Below are 20419 nucleotides of genomic sequence, written 5' to 3'. Positions count from 1 at the left end.
GGCCAACCCCAACCCGTGGTGTTAGCGAAATTCGCTTAGCTTTACGTTTTCGCTCCAGCGACTCTCTGTTGCGCCATTTTAAAGAGACATCAACGCTGTATCTGGAAATTGTCGATTATCCGGGTGAGTGGTTGTTGGATTTACCCATGCTGGAACAAGATTATTTGAGCTGGTCGCGGCAGATGGCTGGCTTGTTACAAGGGGATCGCGCTGAGTGGGCCAAACCTTGGCTGACGCTGTGTCAGCAGTGCGATCCATTGGCCCCGGCCGATGAAAATCAACTGGCGGCGATTGCTCAGGCTTATACTGATTATCTGATTCGTTGTAAAAATGAAGGCCTGCATTTCATTCAACCGGGGCGTTTTGTGTTGCCGGGTGATATGGCGGGCGCGCCTGCATTGCAGTTCTTCCCGTGGCCGGATGTCACTGATCTTGGCGAATCGCGGCTGGCTCAAGCCGATAAACATTCCAATTTGGGCATGCTGCGCACTCGTTTTAATTATTACTGCAACTCGGTCGTGAAAGGTTTTTACAAAGAGCACTTTGTGCGTTTTGACCGACAAATCGTGCTGGTAGATTGCCTGCAACCCCTGAATAGCGGGCCGCAGGCGTTTAACGATATGCGCCTGGCGTTGACGCAATTGATGCAGAGCTTCCATTACGGGAAGCGCACGTTATTTCGTCGCTTATTTTCTCCGTGTATCGATAAGCTGATGTTTGCAGCAACCAAAGCCGACCATGTGACGGCCGATCAACACGCTAACCTGGTCTCCTTACTGCAACAATTGGTGCAGGAGGCCTGGCAAAATGCCGCATTTGAAGGGATCAGCATGGATTGTGTTGGGCTGGCGTCGGTACAGGCGACACAAAGTGGCATCGTTGAACATCAGGGACAGAAAATTCCTGCATTACGCGGCAATCGGCTAACTGATGGTGCGCCGCTAACGGTCTTCCCCGGCGATGTTCCAGCACGCTTACCCGGCCCAGCTTTTTGGCAGCAGCAAGGGTTTCATTTTGATGAGTTCCGTCCACAAGCGGTACATGTCGATAGCCCATTACCCCATATTCGCCTTGATGCCGTCATGGAATTTTTATTGGGAGATAAATTGCGATGAGCGAGCCTTTAAAACCCCGGATCGATTTCGAACAGCCTCTGCAACCCATAGACGAACCGGTATTAAAAGCGGCGCAAGCTTTTGATCAACATACCGCCGAGAATTTCTATCCTGCGGATCCAGAACTGGACGCAGAGAATGAAGAAGGTCGGGTAGAAGGGCTGGTTAATGCGGCATTGAAGCCGAAACGTAGCCTGTGGCGTAAAATGGTGACGGTGGGGATAGCCCTGTTTGGTGTCAGTGTGATTGCTCAGTCAGTGCAATGGGTTAATCAGGCGTGGCAACAGCAGGATTGGATTGCCCTGGGGGCCACCACTGCGGGGGGACTTATCGTGCTGGCGGGGGTCGGTTCTGTGGTGACGGAGTGGCGGCGTTTGTACCGCCTGCGCCAACGGGCTGAAGAGCGGGACATTGCGCGCGAACTACTGGTGAGTCATGGTATAGGCCAAGGGCGGGCATTTTGTGAAAAGTTGGCGCGTCAGGCAGGGCTGGATCAAGGTCATCCGGCACTCCAGCGTTGGCAAGCCTCGCTACATGAAACCCATAATGACCGTGAAGTCGTTGAACTGTATGCCAAACTGGTTCAGCCATCACTGGATAATCTGGCGCGGGCCGAAATCAGCCGCTATGCCGCCGAGTCAGCATTAATGATTGCCGTCAGTCCGCTGGCGCTGGTGGATATGGCGTTTATCGCCTGGCGAAATATTCGTCTGATCAATCGTATTGCTGCTTTGTATGGTATTGAGTTGGGGTATTTCAGCCGCATCCGTCTGTTCCGTTTGGTACTACTCAATATTGCTTTTGCCGGAGCATCTGAATTGGTGCGCGAAGTGGGTATGGACTGGTTATCGCAGGATTTAGCCGCACGTTTATCTGCCCGAGCCGCGCAAGGCATCGGGGCTGGTTTGCTGACGGCTCGACTGGGTATCAAAGCAATGGAGTTGTGTCGCCCATTGCCGTGGTTGGGAGATGATAAACCTAAGTTGGGCGATTTCCGTCGGCAATTGATGGGTCAATTGAGAAATACCTTGCCAAAAAAAGACAAACCGGCGCAGCAGTAGCGCTATTTCAGCCGTGGGTCAAAGGCAAAAGAGAGCGGTTGAACACTGCTTAGGCAGGTTTGAAAGCTTTTGTGCCGAGGATTGAGCAGTAGATTGTTTTCTGTCGGCACCAGAGTGGATGGAACCAGTAATCCAAGTGATGATTCTGACTCCAGCCATTCAGTGCCGATATCCATTGTGGTCGCAGGTGCGGGGTCGCTGCGCCAGTCCGTGGGCCAATCCTGCGGCTGAAGCAGCATAATGTTGCTATCTTCGATTTCAATTTGGAATAACTCGAACTCACTTAGTGTTGAGCTGTCCTGAATATGTACCAACGTCTCCAACATCGCCAGTGATACACTGCTGGCTAAGTAGATGGCGGCGTGCCCCTTATGATTCCAGCGGCCACCATAGATTTCGGCACCATAGCCGGTCCAGGTTGAGGCAAGATAGCGGCGCATCACAATGCGGTAGAGCATCATAAATAGAGGCCTGCCGGATTTATCTTCATAAGCTACTGATCCTTATAGCACACAGTTATGAAAATACGCCGTGCTCCAGGCGTCCAATCAAATCACAGACTTCCAATGCACCGGTTTCGGTTTCCAGTAAGGAATCCGGACTACGGTGACCCAGGCCTTTGATCGGGGTAGACATCCAAGTGATAGCTTTGCCTTTATCTCCGCCAAATAGATCAACTGCGGCGTCCATAACCCGAACAAAACGCGCAATTCGCTCACTCTCTTCAGGAGTGAAACGGCCATCATGTGTGCGCCTGCGAGTCAAGCTACGGCTGGGAATGCCGGTCGCACGCAAGATTTCAGCTTTGGGGATTGATGCCCATAGATGGATGCTGTCAATGACATCAACAGAAAAACCCATTTTGATGCTATCGACCAATACAGTACCGCGGCTGGCGGGCAAACCAATCTCTCGCCATAGCGCCCCTGTTTTGGTCGCTGGGGTGGGGTGATATGTTCTCATGTAACCTCCTCGGTCAATTGGCTATGTATACTATAGCCAGTTGGCCGATATAAAGCAAAGTGTCACCGGTTCTTGACGAGAATGCCGACAGCATACGTCATTATATAATTCTAAATTATTAGTATAAAAACTAATAACTCGCTATATACGGCCCTGATAGGGGTTGATGATCTTATCTTTGTGAGTTCAATTGGATAGAAAAAACAGCAAAAAGCCGATTCCTGTCAACTTTTGCTGACAGACTGCTTCATCAGTAAGGGGGGACAGGGTATTATCATCGACAGATATTCCGCACCTGCCCTATATAAGGTCGATACTGATGCGCTTGGAAGTTTTTTGCGAAGACCGAATCGGTCTCACCAGAGAGTTACTTGATCTCTTGGTTTTACGCGGCATTGATTTACGTGGGATCGAAATTGATCCGATTGGCCGTATTTATCTGAATTTCTCACAGCTGGATTTCAGTGTATTTAGTGCGTTGATGATGGATATTCGACGCATTGATGGAGTGACTGATGTTCGTACCGTTTCCTTTATGCCATCGGAGCGAGAACACCGTTCGCTGCGTGCGCTACTTGAATCCATGCCAGAGCCGGTATTTTCTATCGATTTAAAAGGTAACCTTGAGTTAGCTAACCCGGCTGCCCGTGAGCTTTTCTCCCTTAATGAGGAGAAGGTTCGTCACAAAACTGCGGGTAGTTTGCTGGGCGGATATAATTTTGCTCGTTGGTTCGATGGGGGGGAAACTGCGCCTCATACTGAACGTGTATTGATCAATAATCAGGATTACCTGATGGAGATCACTCCGATTCAGCTTGAAGACGAAAATCAACAGAGTCAGACGGTAGGCGCTGTGGTGATGTTAAAATCGACCGCGCGCATGGGGAAACAACTGCAAATCTTATCGGTAAATGATGATACCGAATTTAAACAGATTGTTGCCACCAGCGTTAAAATGCGTCAAGTGCTTGACCAAGCACGTAAATTAGCCATGTTGGATGCACCACTACTGTTGGTGGGTGATACCGGCACTGGCAAAGACCTGTTGGCACGCGCTTGCCATCTACGCAGCCCGCGCGGGAAAATGCCCTTCCTCGGCCTGAATTGCGCTTCTTTACCCGATGATGTCGTAGAAAGTGAGCTATTTGGCTATGCCGCAGGAGCATACCCCAACGCTGTTGAGGGTAAAAAAGGCTTCTTTGAGCAGGCTAATGGCGGCTCAGTACTGTTAGATGAAATCGGCGAAATGTCGCCTCGCATGCAGATCAAACTGTTACGTTTCCTTAATGACGGAACTTTCCGCCGTGTCGGAGAGGAGCATGAGGTGCATGTTGATGTGCGGGTTATTTGTGCCACCCAAAAGAATTTGGTGGAATTAGTACAGCGTGGCGAATTCCGCGAGGATCTCTATTACCGCCTTAATGTATTGACTATCACTTTACCGCCTCTGCGTGAGCGTCAAGCCGATATCATGCCACTGACAGCACTGTTTGTTGCGCGTTTCTCTGACGAGCAGGGTGTCCCTCGGCCGAAACTAGCGCCTGAACTGAGTAGTTTTCTGACCAATTACGGTTGGCCAGGTAATGTCCGCCAACTGAAAAATGCGATTTATCGTGCTTTGACCCAATTGGAAGGGGCGGAGCTACGGCCACAAGATATTGTCTTGCCGGAGTTTGAGGTTGAAGCGGCTCTGGGGGATGAAGTACTTGATGGTTCGCTCGACGATATTAGCAAACGTTTTGAACGCTCTGTTTTAACTCGGCTTTATCGTAATTATCCCAGCACACGTAAACTTGCTAAGCGCCTTGGTGTTTCTCACACCGCAATTGCCAATAAACTACGTGAATATGGCCTGAGTAGTAAGCGCTCCGCCAGTGATGAAAGTGAAGAAGAGTCGACGTAAAAGAGAAAACCATAAAAAAACGGCTGCACCCGAAAGGGCCAGCCGTTTATGGATAAACTCTATTTAAACCAAAGTAGTTCGAATTACTTCAGTGCTGCCAGTGCAGCATCATAGTCTGGTTCGGTGGTGATTTCGTTAACTAGCTCACTATAGATAACGTTGTCCTGACCATCCAGAATCACTACAGCACGAGCGGTCAAGCCTGCCAACGGGCCTTCAGTAATGGCCACACCGTAAGCTTGTTTGAAATCTGCGCCACGCAAAGTTGACAGCGTAGTCACGTTGCTCAGGCCTTCAGCACCGCAAAAACGTGATTGAGCAAATGGCAGGTCAGAGGAGATACAAAGAACAACGGTGTTCTCAAGTTCGCCAGCCAATTGATTGAATTTGCGTACAGATGCGGCACAAACACCGGTATCAATACTCGGGAAAATATTCAGAACCTTACGTTTACCCACGAAGCTGCTCAGAGCAACATCAGATAAATCTTTCGCAACCAAAGTAAAATCTTTAGCTTTATCGCCGGGTTGCGGTAGTTGACCTGCAACGGTCACTGGATTGCCTTGGAAATGTACTGTCTGTGTCATTATTTGATCCCTTTTACAGATGTGTAACACGAAGCTCAGTTTAAGGTAACAATAGCGGCTTGGATATGAGAAATTTGCTAAATAATTTAGATTTTACTGACATTAGGTTCTAATACCGACAGTCAACCCCTGAATTCTTCTGAGGAACCATAATGAGAACTCTGCGTTGCTATCCCGAGTCCTGGCCTCTACATTCCGCATTTGTGATTTCTCGCGGAAGCCGTACCGAAGCAAAAGTTGTGGTTGTCGAGATTGAGGAAGCGGGCATTCATGCCTTTGGTGAATGTACTCCATATCCACATTATGGAGAAAGTGAATCTTCGGTGATGGCACAGTTGGCTCTGGTGGCCAGCGCCATTGAGCAGGGCGTTTCACGTGAGGGCTTACAACAGCTATTGCCTGCTGGAGCGGCGAGAAATGCGGTCGATTGTGCATTATGGCAGTTGGAGTGTTTGCAGAATCAGCAGAGTTTATGGCAGTTGACCCAGACGGCACCGGTCGCCCATATCTCTATGGCCCAGACAGTCAGTATCGGGACTCCGGAAGCGATGGCGTACAGTGCGAGCGCATTGGCACATCAGGGGGCCAGGTTATTGAAAATAAAACTGGATGACCACCTGATTGCTGAGCGGTTGGTGGCAATCCGCAGCGCAGCACCAGAAGTGACATTAATTGTAGATGCCAATGAATCCTGGCAGCCTGAGGGTTTAGCCGCGCGTTGCCAGTTACTGGCAGATTTAGGGGTGGCTATGTTGGAGCAGCCATTACCCGCAGGGAATGATGATTCTTTGCAGAACTTTATCCACCCGCTGCCCATTTGTGCTGATGAGAGCTGCCATACTCGCGCGGATTTGGCGGGGTTGGTTGGCCGTTATGAGATGGTCAACATTAAACTGGATAAAAGCGGTGGGTTAACCGAAGCATTGCTATTGGCCGAACAGGCAAAATCGCTCGGATTTGCCATTATGCTTGGCTGTATGTTGTGTACATCTCGCGCCATTCGTGCTGCATTGCCACTGGCTCCAGGTGCCCGCTTTGTTGATCTGGATGGCCCTACGTGGTTGCAACACGATGTCGATGATGGGTTACATTTCTCGACCGGCGCTATTGATTTATCGGCTTAATCCGGTCTTGTGAGTAAGTCTACCAGGGCAGCCAGATAACATTCACTGGCTGCATCGGCAGAGATGGGGGGTAATTCCGCCGTAATACAAGGTAAGCTGATGTCGGCGCACCAACTGCCAAATGACCCCGGAGTGGCGTAACCTACATTCGTCACCAGTGGTAAGTTAAAGTTTGCCGCCAACTGTTCCCCCAATGCTGAACTATCAGGGTCTTCAATGCAGGCTAATGGCTCGTGAAAAGAGACTACCCAGCGCGGAGACAACTGCGTAATCAATGCACACAATGCTTGAGTTTCGGGTTCGGAGGCTGCGCACTCTCCAGTCGATAACACCACATCTCTTGCATCTGCCGCACTGTTCCAGCGATATACCGTTTCGCCAGCCTGCCAGTTTTTTGCCGGAAAATTACGATTAAGATCTACGCCATTGGCATTAGCCCGCAGCCCCAATTGGCAGCCATCGGGATTAACTGCCAATATCACATGGTGGCGCTGTTGTTCAGGGGAAATGCTACGTAACGCGCAGGAGAGGGCTACAATTGCCGCACTTTCATCGCCATGAGTCCCCGCGATAATCAGCCCGGTTTGCGCTGACGGAGCCGGTGCCGGGAAATAGATCAGTGGCGCTCCCAGCAGAGAGGTACCGTAGTGTTGCCCTAAGGTAACCAGGTTTCCCCGTGTGGAGCGGGGGCGATATTGACTCATGATATTCTGTTATTCCGAATTATATGCATATTACACTCAACATATCATTTAGCATTATTACTTTGAACCAATTGATCTGCTAGTTTATGTTGATAAGAGTTAGTGACTTTCGCTGAAATGGAACGACAACGAAAAGGTTAATCATTATGCGCTATTTCCGTTATGCATTATGTGCCGCATTGGTGGGGGCAGCGCTGGGCGCGGCAAATGCTGCTGATGTCCCCGCTGGCACTGTGTTGGCTGAAAAACAAGAACTTGTTCGTCATATTAAAGATGAGCCTGCGTCCCTTGACCCAATGAAAGCGGTTGGGTTAATCGAAGCTCAGGTTGCCCGTGATCTATTCGAAGGGCTGGTTAACCAGGATTCGCATGGACAGATAATTCCAGGTGTTGCGACAAACTGGAAAACGTCAGATAACCAAACCTATATATTTACGTTACGCAAAGATGCTAAATGGTCGAATGGCGATCCAGTGACCGCTCAGGATTTTGTATATAGTTGGCGTCGCCTGGTTGACCCTAAAAGTTTATCTCCTTTCGCCTGGTTTGCCGAGCTGGCTGGTATGGAGAATGCGCAACAGATTATTGCCGGAAAGATGCCACCCGAGGCCCTTGGGGTTAGTGCTGTTAATGATTACACCCTCAAAGTTAAACTTAGCAAGCCGGTACCTTATTTTCCCAGCCTGACCGCTAATTTCAGTTTATTCCCGGTACCATCAACCGTGGTTGAGAAATATGGTAGTGACTGGACTAAAGTCGGCAATCTGGTGGGGAACGGCGCATTCAAATTACAAGATAGAGTGGTGAATGAGAAATTGGTATTGGTGCCAAACAACTATTATTGGGACCATGCTCATACAGTTCTCACCAAAGTGACTTTTATTCCTATCAATCAGGAAGCTAATGCCACTAAGCGCTATCAGGCAGGCGATATTGATATTACGGAATCCTTCCCTAAAAATCTCTATCAGAAACTATTAAAAGATATTCCTGATCAGGTTTATACCCCAGACCAATTAGGTACTTATTATTACGCATTTAATACCCAGCGAGCACCAACAAATGATGTTCGGGTACGTAAGGCATTATCTTATGCAATAGATCGTAAAATTATCGCTGAAAAAGTCTTGGGTACTGGGGAAAAGCCTGCCTACCACTTTACCCCTGATGTTACGGCTGGCTATCATCCGGTGACCAATTTATTACAACAACAAGACCAGGACGAACTGAACGCACAAGCCAAAGCGTTACTGCATGCGGCGGGTTATGGGCCTGATAAGCCACTAAAATTATCGCTGTTGTATAACACATCGGATAATAATCAAAAGTTAGCCATCGCCATTGCTTCAATGTGGAAAAAAACATTGGGTGTGGATGTTCAAATGATTAACCAAGAGTGGAAGACCTACATTGATAGCCGCAACACCGGCAATTTTGATGTGGTCCGTGCTTCATGGGTTGGGGATTACAATGAGCCTTCTACATTCCTGTCATTACTGACCTCGACCCATAGCGGCAATATCGCCAAGTTTACGAGTGCAGATTATGACCGTTTGCTGAGTGAAGCGGGTAAACAAACAAATCCGAAAGCGCTAAGTGACGATTATAATAAAGCCGAACAAATTATTGCAGAGCAAGTACCAATAGCACCTATATATCAATTTACTAACGGGCGCTTAATTAAACCTTGGGTAAAAGGTTACCCGATTACTAATCCGGAAGATGTGGCATATAGCCAAATGATTTATATTATTAAGCACTAGTTATTATTAACCAATTAACCTGCAAGGGAATTCACTCTTGCGGGTTAATTGGTTGATCCGAAACTTAATCTATAAGTCATTTATATTATGCTGCTTAGGAACAATGGCAGATATAGAGATCATAAACCCAGTCAATGATGCTACTATGAGTGGAAATATAAAAGCATCAGATGTTCTTAATGGGTTTTTCATATCAAAAATTATCACAATAAAAAATGAGCTAGTAGCAAACGTTGATGATGAATATAGTTCATTAAGCTTATATTGCAGATTTTCCAATGCAAATCTTGGCGTTTTTTTTGAAATACAATCCCATGTGATGTGCACCAACATGTAAGAAATACAGATGATACAGTAGAACTTCGTCAACTCATCAGTGGTCTGCGGTGAGTACCAGAGGGAAGAGAGTGGCTCCAATTCAGTGCCCCCACTGTTTGCTCAGATAGATACCGGAAATTAATACACTGCCAATTGCTGCGAATGTAAATGCAAGGGATGTGGTAATGGTTAATGTGGGGACTAAAAATGATAACCCACCAGTCAATGCAAACCCTGCCCCTGCGCCACCAATGAATGCTTTCATTAACGTAATAATACTGGTTTTCATAATCAATATCCCTTGAATATATAACGTGGTAATTAGCAAAATTGTACCTCAAAGTTTGAGGACTTCTTCTGTCTTTATTATTATGTATCCTTAATATAAAATCTGATTGTTTGATATAAATTCTGTTGCCCGGAAACATATAGTTAATGAATCTGATAGCTGCATTTACGATGCTCTAATATAAAGTGTATTGCGATTATTTTATAGTAACAGCAAGCTATCGCATACATCACCTTTAAAGATCAGTGGGTGGGCGCTACACTGAGCTAATTGCATGATAAATGCTGAAATTGAGGATGTTGTCGTGGATGTAGTCGCAGGAAAAGCACTTCAAGTTTCTGATGCCGTTTATTCTTATCAACTCGATGGTAAAGGGGGCGTAACATCAATCAGCCCCGATGCTGTTGCTACCGCAGAGCAGCCATGTTGGCTGCATCTGGATTACACTCACCCGGACAGCGCCGCCTGGCTGCAAAATACCCCGCTATTACCTGAAGTTGTTCGCGATGGTTTGGCGGGTGAAAGTGTACGGCCGAAAGTGACCCGCTTGGGTGACGGTACAATGATCACCCTCCGAGGGATTAACTTCAATAATGATGCCCGGCCTGACCAGCTAGTCACTATCCGGGTTTATATGACAGATAAATTGATAGTTTCAACCCGGCATCGCAAAGTTTACTCGATTGATGATGTGCTCAACGATTTACAAAGTGGCACAGGTCCAACCAACAGTGGCAATTGGCTGGTGGAGATTGTCGATGGTCTGACCGACCACACCAGTGAGTTTATCGAAGACTTACACGATAAAATTATCGATCTCGAAGATGATTTATTGGAGCAAAAAATCCCAGCGCGCGGGCAGATGGCATTGTTACGTAAGCAGTTGATTGTACTACGACGATATATGGCCCCCCAGCGCGATGTATTCTCTCGGTTAGCCAGTGAGCGCTTGCCGTGGATGAATGATGATGATCGGCGTCGCATGCAGGAAATCTCAGAGCGCTTGGGCCGGGGTTTAGAAGATTTAGATTCCAGTATTGCGCGTACTGCGGTGTTGTCCGATGAAATTAGTTCATTAATGGCCGATGCGATGAACCGGCGCACTTATACCATGTCACTGTTGGCTATGGTATTTTTGCCCACCACCTTTTTAACCGGGCTGTTTGGTGTCAACCTTGGTGGTATTCCTGGGAATACCGACTCTTTTGGTTTTGCGACATTTTGTATGATGTTGGTGGTGTTGGTACTCGGTGTTGCATGGTGGTTAAAACATAGTAAATGGCTTTAATTAGCTATTCGCAAGCGAGTAAAAGAGTGTGCCAGGTAGCACGCTAATCACTGCAAAATTGAGCGATATCAAGATTTGACAGTGATGACTCAGGCATTATCACTTTGCAGGTGAATGCAACGTCAAGCGATGGGCGTTGCGCTCCATATTTGTAATACTTTTATTTTTGAATTACTGCATAGCACATAATTGTTACGATGCCGATGTTGTCTCAACATCGGCATTTTTTTTGTTTTTTAGGAAAAACAGTGGGTAAGGCTAACGAGAGGATTGCCTCTACACCTGAACGGTGAGAAGCAATACCTGATACTTGGTTACTTGATTTCCAGTACGTCGAGGCGAACCAGCGGTTGTGTATCGCCATCTTCGGCATCTTCTGGCCGCCAGCCAACCGGTTGTAGTGGCAATTCTTCACGATCAAACGCCAAATCACCGCCATCAACAATTTCACTATTGTGGGTGATATTTTTGAAATCAAACAACTTGTGATCATTTAAATGTGATGGCACTACATTTTGCATAGCGCTGAACATAGTTTCGATCCGCCCCGGATACTGTTTATCCCAATCACGCAGCATATCTTTGATCACCTGACGTTGCAGGTTAGGTTGCGAGCCGCATAAGTTACAAGGAATAATCGGGTACTCTCTGGCAACAGCAAAACGCTCAATGTCTTTTTCGCGACAGTAGGCCAGTGGGCGAATAACCACATGTTTGCCATCGTCGCTCATCAGTTTGGGTGGCATGCCTTTCAGTTTGCCGCCATAGAACATATTCAGGAATAGCGTTTGCAGAATATCATCGCGATGGTGACCAAGTGCGATTTTGGTGGCTCCCAGTTCAGTCGCGGTGCGGTATAAAATCCCACGGCGCAAGCGTGAACAGAGTGAGCAGGTGGTTTTCCCTTCCGGAATGATCTCTTTCACAATCCCGTAAGTGTTCTCTTCTACAATCTTGTATTCAACACCTTGCTTATCCAGATAGGCAGGCAGGATATCTTCAGGAAAACCTGGCTGTTTCTGATCCAGATTAACCGCGATGAGGGTGAAGTTAATTGGTGCACTTTTTTGCAGGTTCTGCAAAATATCCAACATGGTGTAGCTGTCTTTACCCCCCGACAGGCAGACCATGACGCGATCACCTTCTTCAATCATATTAAAATCAGCAATCGCCTGGCCGACATTGCGACGCAGGCGTTTCTGTAATTTGTTCAAATCGTATTGTTCTTTTTGCTTAACCACTTGTTTATCTTGCATTTGTTCTTGACTCATATCCAGTTAGGGGCATGACGGGCAGTGCTGCTATGACATAAGTTTATCATCCAACAAGCATATATATTAGTGTTTTAATCTCTGGCATGTGGGGCATGGTATATGAGGTTTGTGAAAGGAGCTCGTCTATAGCTTGTGAAATAGTTCACAAAAAACGGAAGAATCATTATTGCAACTTGCCACAATCCATCCTTTATGATGTAGTGGCTTCAACGGATTGTTACTGTGTAAGAACAGGCAAAACCTAAAAGAGAATGAACTCTTTTAAGTTTTGCCTTTTTTTTTGGGTGGAATATGAGAATACAAAGAGTTCTGAATAACAATGTGGTCGTCGCTCACGATTTTAGTGGGAAAGAATGTGTTGTTATTGGTAAAGGTGTAGGTTTCAATAAAAAGCCAAATGATCTGGTTGATGAAGCAGGCATTCAAAAAATATTCCGTCTTGATGAAGAAAATAGCTTTGATAAAACCCATGATGCTTTTCAGGATCTCCCTGAGGAGCTGTTTGATATTGTCCTGGATATTGTTAAACAAGCCACAACCAAATTAGATAGAAAAATTCATAAGAGTGTTTACGCTTCACTGTTGGATCATATTAGTTTTGCTATTGAACGAGCGAAGCAAGGGGTCCATGTTAGAAATATGCTACTTTGGGATATCAAACGTCTCTACCGGAATGAGTTTATTATTGGCGTTTCTGCATTAGAAAATATTAAACAAAAACTTAATGTCGATCTTGCTGAAGATGAAGCTGGATTTATTGCACTTCATCTGTTGAATTCACAAAAAGACGGCACCATGCCTGATATAGAGAATGTATCAAAAGTCATTCAAGACTTATTGAATATCGTTAAATATCACTTCAATATTGAATATGAAGAAGAATCAATTAATTTCCAACGTTTTGTGACACATTTGAAATTCTTTTCTCACCGTTTACTCAGTAATACTTATGTCATGACCAATGATAACTCTTTGCATGATGTTGTTGCCGAGAAATACTCTATCTCTTATGAGTGTGCCAAGAAAATAAATAAATTTATTAAACATGACTATGGCCGGGAATTAACAGGTGACGAAATGATGTTTCTCGCTATTCACATTGAACATGTCAGAGTGCCGACTTAAATAGAGCATTAAAAATATTAATTAAAAAGAATAGTCCATAAAATAAATGGATTCAATAGATTATCAATTTAATTGAGGTTATCCCATGGGTGCATATAATATGCTGGCAGGGGAAATAATTGAACATGTAGGTGGGAAGGAAAATGTTGTTTCGCTCACTCACTGCATTACACGTTTAAGATTTTCTCTAAAAGATTCCAAAAAATTTAATAAATCAGTTTTAGATAAATTGGAGGGTGTAATTTTAGCTGTTGAAAGTAATGGTCAATATCAAGTTGTTATTGGTAACGATGTGACTAAAGTCTACAATGTGATCGTTGACGAGTTTGGTATTAAAGGAGATGTGTCATCAATAGACGGTGAGTCATCACCTGATAAGAAAGGTAATATAGTCGGCCGCATCTTTAATAAAATGTCGTCCATTTTAGTCCCTATTGTGCCGGCTCTGGCTGGTGCTGGTATGTTAAAAGCATTACTGGTTATTTTATCGACGTACCATTTTATTGACCCGACTGGTAGCACTTATAAAATTCTGGCTGCGGCCAGTAACAGTGTGTTTTATTTCCTTCCACTCTTATTAGCGTTCTCATGTGCTAAATCTTTCAATGCTCACCCATTTGTGTCAGTGGCAATAGTTGGGGCATTACTGGAACCCACATTTACAGGGTTGATGAAAAATCAGGGGGATATTGTCGAATTTATGGGGATCCCCGTAGTGCTGATGAAATATTCATCAACCCTGATCCCGGCCATCCTCGCTATTTGGGCTTACTCTTATCTTGAACGATTTTTAAAACGCTTCATCCATCAAAGTATTGAAATGATTGCTGTCCCTATGCTAGGGCTGCTCATCATGGTACCGGTAATCGTTATTGCTGTTGGGCCGATTGGAGTTTATCTGGGGGATGGCATTGGTGCAGGTATTGCTTATATGAATAATGTAAGCGGTATGCTGACGGGTGCAATTATTGGTGGTGGCTGGACATTGTTAGTGATGTTTGGCTTACATTGGGGATTAGTCCCTGTGATGCTGAATAACCTGGCATTACATGGCTTTGATACCATTAAGCCCGCCGCTGCCACCGCAACATTTGCTTCGGCTGGCGCTGCATTTGGTGTGTTCCTTAAAACCAAGGATAAGAAATTAAAATCCTTCGCCTTGTCCACTATGGTTCCCGCGCTATTTGCCGGAGTGACCGAACCGATTGTTTACGGTATTTCCATCAAATATAAACGTCCATTAATTGCTTCTCTTATTGCAGGAACTATTGCTGGAGGATTTGTTGGCGCCATGGGCACCACAGTGATGGCTTATGTTTTCCCCGCATTGACTACGCTGCCCGCGTTTATGACCAATACTTTTGCTTATTATGTTATTGGTATATCGATGGCATTTGTCTTATCAACAGTGCTGACTTATATATTAGGTTTTGATGAGAAAATAGATGAAAATAGTGTGGTGCCGCGCCCAGATAGCACATCAAATAGTCAATTTTCTCGAAATAACTCAGCAACTATATTAGCTGAAGTATTATTGAATGCACCACTTAATGGAAAAATAGTACCGTTGGCTGATGTTAAAGATGGCGTTTTCGCCAGTGAAATAATAGGGAAGGGAATAGCTATTTATCCCACAGACGGTTTTGTCTATTCGCCGGTGAATGGTGTCGTGTCAAAATTATTCCATACTCACCATGCAATAGGGATTATCTCCGATGAGGGGGTGGAGATTCTCATTCATGTAGGTATTGATACAGTAAAATTAAATGGCGAGTTTTTTAAAAATAATATAAATGAAGGTGATGTTGTCACCAAAGGGCAATTACTTTTAACATTCGACCTTAATGCGCTAGTGGCTAAAGGGTTTGATATAACAACACCAGTTATTATTGCTAATACCGACGACTACAAAGATATTCTGGTAACTGAGCGAGACAGTATTGATCGTAACAATACATTAATGACTGTGCTTCCTGCCTCAGCCTAAATATATATTGGAGATATAAGATGACAGATTTATTGATTAAAGGTTTTCCTAAGGGATTTCTGTGGGGGGGCGCTGTCGCCGCTAATCAGGTTGAAGGTGGTTGGAATGTAGGGGGCAAAGGTTTATCTACCGCCGACATGGCAATTCATAAAAAAGATCTCAAACGTGAAGAGTATGAGAAACATTATAAAATTAGCAATCAACAAATTGCAGATGCTATTGCTGCCAAAGATGCGAGTGATTATCCAAAGCGTCGGGGTATAGACTTCTTTCATCGTTATAAACAAGATATGGCGCTATTTGCCGAAATGAATTTTAAAGTCTTGCGAGTATCTATTGCCTGGACACGCATTTACCCCAATGGCATTGAAGAACAACCGAATGAAGAGGGCTTGCGTTTCTATGATGAATTATTCGATGAAATGCATAAGAACGGTATTGAACCTTTAGTCACACTTTCACATTATGAAATGCCAATCTATTTGGTCAATAATTACGGTGGTTGGAGTAGCAGAAAAACTGTCGATTTATTTGAAAAGTTTTCGATTACTGTTTTAGAACGCTACCAACATAAAGTAAAGTATTGGCTGACCTTTAATGAGATCGATAGTTTAATTCGCCATCCATTTACTTCAGGCGGTATTGTTACTGAGCGCTTCCCCGCAGATGAAATTGAATCGGTTATTTATCAAGCGTTGCACCATCAGTTTGTCGCTAGTGCATTAGCTGTTAAGCACTGTAAGCGAATTTCACCGGACGCCAAAATAGGCTGTATGTTGACTCGCTTGCTGACCTATCCTGAAAGTTGTGCCCCGGAAGATGTATTACTGGCTTACCAGGAAAATCAACTTAACTATTTCTTCTCGGATGTCCAAATCCGTGGCCGTTATCCACGTCATATGACGCGTCGTTTTGCGGAAAAAGGTATTAATATCGTCATGCAGCCCGGCGATGAAGAGATTCTGCAGCAACATACCGTAGATTTTCTGTCATTCAGTTATTACATGTCGTTGGTGACCAGTGTTAATGCCGACAAGATGGATAAAGTGGGTGGGAATATTGCTGGCGGTGTTAAAAACCCGTATTTGAAGACCACTGACTGGGATTGGCAAATTGATCCAGTCGGCTTGCGTATTGCACTAAATGATATGTATGACCGCTATCAAATCCCATTATTTGTGGTGGAGAATGGGATGGGTGCCGTTGATAAAATTGATAAGGACAACCAAATCAATGATGACTATCGCATCGAATTCTTCCGTTCCCATTTAAAGGAAATGAAAGAAGCCGTCAAAGATGGGGTTGAATTGATGGGCTATACCTCTTGGGCACCTATCGATCTGATTAGCGCGTCAACGTCAGAAATGAATAAACGCTATGGTTTCATTTATGTAGACCAGGATAATGATGGTAATGGCACTTTGGATCGTTACCGTAAAAAGAGTTTTTATTGGTATCAGGAAGTGATCGAAACCAATGGTGAATATTTATAGTTTTTCACTGACTGGCTTCAGACGGCTGACAAACCTCGATAACTCGATCTTGCAAGGTGAAGGCAGGTAGAAGAGTAAAGCGTCCGCGCTAGGGATGGCGCGGCTCGAGCCCCCAGGGAGGGGTTTACGGCGTCTTTACGATCTGCCTGTTTTCACCGTTACGGGTACTTTGTCATTAACCTCAGCCAGTCAGTTTTTCACTGACTGGCTTTTGGTTTAACGGACTGCCTATTATTCCGTTGCTGCTTTTTCGGTTTTCCCCGCTAGCAAACTTAGGAAGTCATAACGTTTTTTCAGATCTTTTTCAGCCGCAGCATACAGCTGTGCGGCAACCTCTGGCTCTTGGGTATTGAGCCGCCGGAAACGCTGCTCATTGAGCAATGTGGTGGTCAAATCACTGCTTGGTGGGCGAGAATCCAGTGCCAAAGCCACTTTGCCTTCGTCGGTACGGCGTGGGTCAAAGCGATACAGTGGCCAGAAGCCGGTGGCTGTTAGCTGCTTCATTTGGTCATGGCTGTAGGCCAAATCATAACCGTGCTCTTCGCAAGGGCTGTAAGCAATAATCAGAGACGGACCAGGGTAGGCTTCCGCTTCCTGAATAGCTTTAACAGTTTGATTCAGCTGTGCGCCTAGCGAAATTTGCGCGACATAAACATGACCATACATCATCATGCTGACGCCCAAATCTTTGCGTGCCTTACGTTTACCATGCTCGCCAAACTTGGTCACCGCACCCAGCGGGGTTGCTTTGGATTGCTGACCACCGGTATTGGAATAACATTGGGTATCTAACACCAGCACATTGACGTTTTCCGTCAGGCTGAGCACATGGTCCAAGCCACCAAAGCCAATATCGTAGGCCCAACCGTCACCACCGATCAGCCAGATGGATTTATCGACCAGATAATCTGCATCGGTTGCCAATTGTTGTGCGTCATTACCCGGAATATCTTTTAACAGCTGGCGCAGTTGTGTGACCTGCTCACGGCGAACTTCAGGTGTCGCCTCCTCATTCAGCAGTTGGTTGACCAATTCCTGCGGCAATTGCGCTGCCAATTGATTGATCAAACGGATAACCCGTTGGCGATGTTGGTCAACTGTCAGGCGGAAGCCCAAGCCAAACTCGGCGTTATCTTCAAACAGTGAGTTAGCCCAGGCGGGGCCACGGCCATCGGCATTAGTGGTATAAGGCGTGGTCGGCAGGTTGCCACCATAAATTGAAGAGCAACCGGTGGCATTAGCTATTAACAGACGATCGCCATACAACTGGGTGAGCAATTTAATGTATGGCGTTTCACCACAACCTGAGCAAGCACCGGAATACTCAAACAGCGGTGAGATCAACTGTGAGGTACGGATATCGATGCGCTCCATTTGCGTTTTATCGATTTCCGGCAATTTGAGGAAGAAATCATAGTGGGCTTTTTCTTCCACCAGATGTTCCAGCCGCGGTTTCATATTGATGGCTTTGATTTCTGGGTTCTGCCGGTCTTTCGCCGGGCAGACTTCATAGCAGAGATTACACCCAGTGCAGTCTTCCGGAGCAACTTGCAAGACATACTTCTGTCCACGCATATCGCGGGCTTTCACATCCAGGGATTGCAAGCTGCCTGGTGCGCCTGACATAGCATCCGGCTGTACTACTTTGGCGCGAATGGCCGAGTGTGGGCAAGCAGCAACGCAGTGGTTACACTGGGTACACAGATCCGGCTGCCAGATAGGAATATCTTCAGCAATATTGCGTTTTTCCCACTGGGTGGTGCCCACCGGCCAGGTGCCATCAGGTGGGAAGGCCGAAACGGGCAGGGCATCACCCAAACCGGCCAGCATGGTGGCCGTGACAGTTTTAACGAAATCAGGCGCTTGATCCGAGACAATCGGTGGGCGCATCGGGCTATTTTCATCAATCGGTTGCAGTGGGATTTCTACCAATGCATCAAGGGTGGCATCCAGCGCCTGCCAGTTACGAGTAACAATTTCCGGCCCTTTATTACTGTAGCTACGGTCAATGGCCGCCCGTAATTGCTCTTGCGCCATAGCGGTTGGCAATATTTGCGTCAGGTGGAAGAACGCCATCTGCATCACGGTATTGATGCGCGCACCCAGTTTGCATTCGCGGGCAATTTTTGCCGCATTAATCACAAATAGACGGGCATTGCGTTGGTGCAGTACCGCCTGAACTTCTTGCGGCAAACGCTGCCACATTTCATCGACGCTGAACGGGGTATTAATCAGGAAGATACCGCCGGGCTTGAGGCGTTCCGCCATTTGGTAGGTATCAATAAACTGTAATTGATGGCAGCCGACAAAATCGGCCTGGCTGACCAGATAAGCCGAATTAATAGGGGTTTCACTGACACGCAAGTGAGAGACGGTCAGGCCACCGGCCTTTTTCGAGTCGTAAACAAAATAACCTTGGGCATACAGCGAGGTACTGTTGCCGATAATCTTAATGTTATTTTTTGTCGCAGAGACTGAACCATCACTGCCAAGGCCATAAAACAGGGCTTCTAATGTGGCGCGTTGCTCGATTTTCTCATCAGTGAGCGGTAAGGATAGCCCCGTCACGTCATCAAAAATCCCTACGGTAAAGCGCGGGCGCGGTAAATCAAGCGATAATTCTTTGAACACCGCCAGCGCACAATCGGGGCCAAACTCTTTGGAAGATAAACCATAGCGGCCGCCAATCACTTTCGGCAATGTGGCTCGCTCACCACGACTATAGGCTTCAGCCAGTGCCGTCATGACATCAAGATAAAGTGGCTCGGCCAGTGCACCGGGTTCTTTGGTGCGATCCAGCACCGCAATTTTAGTCACTGATTGCGGCAAGACACTGAGCAGATGTTCAGCAGAGAAGGGGCGGAATAAGCGCACTTTCAGTACGCCCACTTTTTCCCCGCGGGTTAGCAGGCTATCAATCACTTCTTCACAAGTACCAATCGCTGAACCCATCAGAATGATAACGCGCTCTGCCTGTGGGTGGCCGTAATACTCAAATGGCTTATATTCACGCCCCGTGGCTTCAGCAAAAGCCTGCATGGCATCGGCAACGTGTTGATAAGTATTGTTATACCAAGGGTTAGTGGCTTCACGAGACTGGAAATAGGTATCCGGGTTAGCGGAGGTACCCCGTACCACAGGATGGTCCGGCGAAAGTGCCCGACTACGGTGGCCGTCTATGCCTTTCTGCGGCAGCAATTGGCGCAGCGTGTCATCACTGAGCGGTACAATTTTATTGATTTCGTGTGAGGTGCGAAAACCATCAAAGAAATGAATAAATGGGATGCGACTATTGAGAGTTGCTACTTGGGAAATCAGGGCGAAATCTTGTGCTTCCTGCACACTGCTGGCGCACAGCATGGCACAGCCCGTTTGCCGCACCGCCATGACATCGGAGTGATCACCAAAAATAGACAGGGCATGGG

General features: G+C 46.2%; 16 protein-coding genes. 9 read left to right on the top strand and 7 right to left on the bottom strand.

Annotation, left to right across the window (positions count from 1 at the left end):
• Both ACNSO8_RS13655 and ACNSO8_RS13650 read left to right on the top strand, forming a co-directional pair.
• On the top strand, window positions 1–1115 hold a 1115-nt coding region (locus ACNSO8_RS13655), incomplete at its 5' end, for a YcjX family protein (RefSeq protein ID WP_418394945.1).
• Window positions 1112–2176, top strand: a complete 1065-nt coding sequence (locus tag ACNSO8_RS13650) for a YcjF family protein (protein WP_221876199.1) — start codon at window positions 1112–1114, stop codon at window positions 2174–2176. The genes ACNSO8_RS13655 and ACNSO8_RS13650, both read left to right, overlap by 4 nt.
• 2 nt (window positions 2177–2178) lie before the next feature.
• Here the strand turns inward: ACNSO8_RS13650 and ACNSO8_RS13645 are convergent, their stop codons facing one another.
• Both ACNSO8_RS13645 and xre read right to left on the bottom strand, forming a co-directional pair.
• Window positions 2179–2637: an RES family NAD+ phosphorylase gene (locus ACNSO8_RS13645; RefSeq protein WP_050159403.1), complete on the bottom strand. Its 459-nt coding sequence runs from the start codon at window positions 2635–2637 to the stop codon at window positions 2179–2181.
• A 55-nt stretch (window positions 2638–2692) separates the two neighbouring features.
• A complete protein-coding gene (gene xre, locus ACNSO8_RS13640) occupies window positions 2693–3139 on the bottom strand; it encodes a type II toxin-antitoxin system antitoxin Xre (RefSeq protein WP_046695019.1) in 447 nt (148 codons plus the stop codon).
• 319 nt (window positions 3140–3458) lie between these two features.
• Here xre and tyrR point away from each other — a divergent pair, with 319 nt between their 5' ends.
• Window positions 3459–5042 carry a transcriptional regulator TyrR gene (gene tyrR / locus ACNSO8_RS13635; RefSeq protein ID WP_019079357.1) on the top strand — a complete coding sequence of 528 codons (1584 nt, stop codon included), beginning with the start codon at window positions 3459–3461 and terminating at the stop codon, window positions 5040–5042.
• 83 nt (window positions 5043–5125) lie between these two features.
• Here tyrR and tpx read toward each other — a convergent pair whose 3' ends face one another.
• Window positions 5126–5629, bottom strand: coding sequence for a thiol peroxidase (gene tpx / locus ACNSO8_RS13630; RefSeq protein WP_005161000.1), 504 nt, complete (start codon window positions 5627–5629; stop codon window positions 5126–5128).
• Window positions 5630–5781: 152 nt separating this feature from the next.
• Between tpx and ycjG the strand changes: the two genes are divergently transcribed.
• Entirely contained in the window at window positions 5782–6753 is a 972-nt protein-coding gene (gene ycjG / locus ACNSO8_RS13625) for an L-Ala-D/L-Glu epimerase (protein WP_172653774.1), read from the top strand.
• On the opposite strand, the gene mpaA is transcribed toward ycjG, so the two are convergent.
• Window positions 6750–7457 (bottom strand): murein tripeptide amidase MpaA, encoded by a 708-nt coding sequence (gene mpaA, locus ACNSO8_RS13620; RefSeq protein WP_046050951.1) that lies wholly within the window; start codon window positions 7455–7457, stop codon window positions 6750–6752. The two genes, ycjG and mpaA, sit on opposite strands and share 4 nt — an antisense overlap.
• Before the next feature lie 146 nt (window positions 7458–7603).
• Here mpaA and ACNSO8_RS13615 point away from each other — a divergent pair, with 146 nt between their 5' ends.
• Window positions 7604–9220, top strand: coding sequence for a peptide ABC transporter substrate-binding protein (locus ACNSO8_RS13615; RefSeq protein WP_019079360.1), 1617 nt, complete (start codon window positions 7604–7606; stop codon window positions 9218–9220).
• Between the two features lie 418 nt (window positions 9221–9638).
• Here the strand turns inward: ACNSO8_RS13615 and ACNSO8_RS13610 are convergent, their stop codons facing one another.
• Window positions 9639–9827 carry a hypothetical protein gene (locus tag ACNSO8_RS13610; RefSeq protein WP_019079362.1) on the bottom strand — a complete coding sequence of 63 codons (189 nt, stop codon included), beginning with the start codon at window positions 9825–9827 and terminating at the stop codon, window positions 9639–9641.
• Window positions 9828–10131: 304 nt separating this feature from the next.
• Between ACNSO8_RS13610 and zntB the strand changes: the two genes are divergently transcribed.
• Window positions 10132–11115: a zinc transporter ZntB gene (gene zntB, locus ACNSO8_RS13605; protein WP_005169583.1), complete on the top strand. Its 984-nt coding sequence runs from the start codon at window positions 10132–10134 to the stop codon at window positions 11113–11115.
• Between the two features lie 314 nt (window positions 11116–11429).
• Here the strand turns inward: zntB and ttcA are convergent, their stop codons facing one another.
• Window positions 11430–12371, bottom strand: a complete 942-nt coding sequence (gene ttcA, locus ACNSO8_RS13600) for a tRNA 2-thiocytidine(32) synthetase TtcA (protein WP_050121859.1) — start codon at window positions 12369–12371, stop codon at window positions 11430–11432.
• A 309-nt stretch (window positions 12372–12680) separates the two neighbouring features.
• Between ttcA and licT the strand changes: the two genes are divergently transcribed.
• The 3 genes from licT to ACNSO8_RS13585 all read left to right on the top strand — a co-directional run bounded on the left by licT (window position 12681) and on the right by ACNSO8_RS13585 (window position 16994).
• Entirely contained in the window at window positions 12681–13514 is an 834-nt protein-coding gene (gene licT / locus ACNSO8_RS13595) for a BglG family transcription antiterminator LicT (protein WP_019083080.1), read from the top strand.
• Between the two features lie 85 nt (window positions 13515–13599).
• A complete protein-coding gene (locus ACNSO8_RS13590; RefSeq protein WP_050131557.1) occupies window positions 13600–15501 on the top strand; it encodes a beta-glucoside-specific PTS transporter subunit IIABC in 1902 nt (633 codons plus the stop codon).
• 20 nt (window positions 15502–15521) lie between these two features.
• Window positions 15522–16994: a glycoside hydrolase family 1 protein gene (locus tag ACNSO8_RS13585; protein ID WP_019083082.1), complete on the top strand. Its 1473-nt coding sequence runs from the start codon at window positions 15522–15524 to the stop codon at window positions 16992–16994.
• A 231-nt stretch (window positions 16995–17225) separates the two neighbouring features.
• Here the strand turns inward: ACNSO8_RS13585 and nifJ are convergent.
• On the bottom strand, window positions 17226–20419 hold a 3194-nt coding region (nifJ, locus tag ACNSO8_RS13580), incomplete at its 5' end, for a pyruvate:ferredoxin (flavodoxin) oxidoreductase (protein WP_418394944.1).

Source organism: Yersinia sp. LJYL362, assembly GCF_048323875.1.
This window is presented reverse-complemented; position numbering and strand designations above follow the sequence as displayed.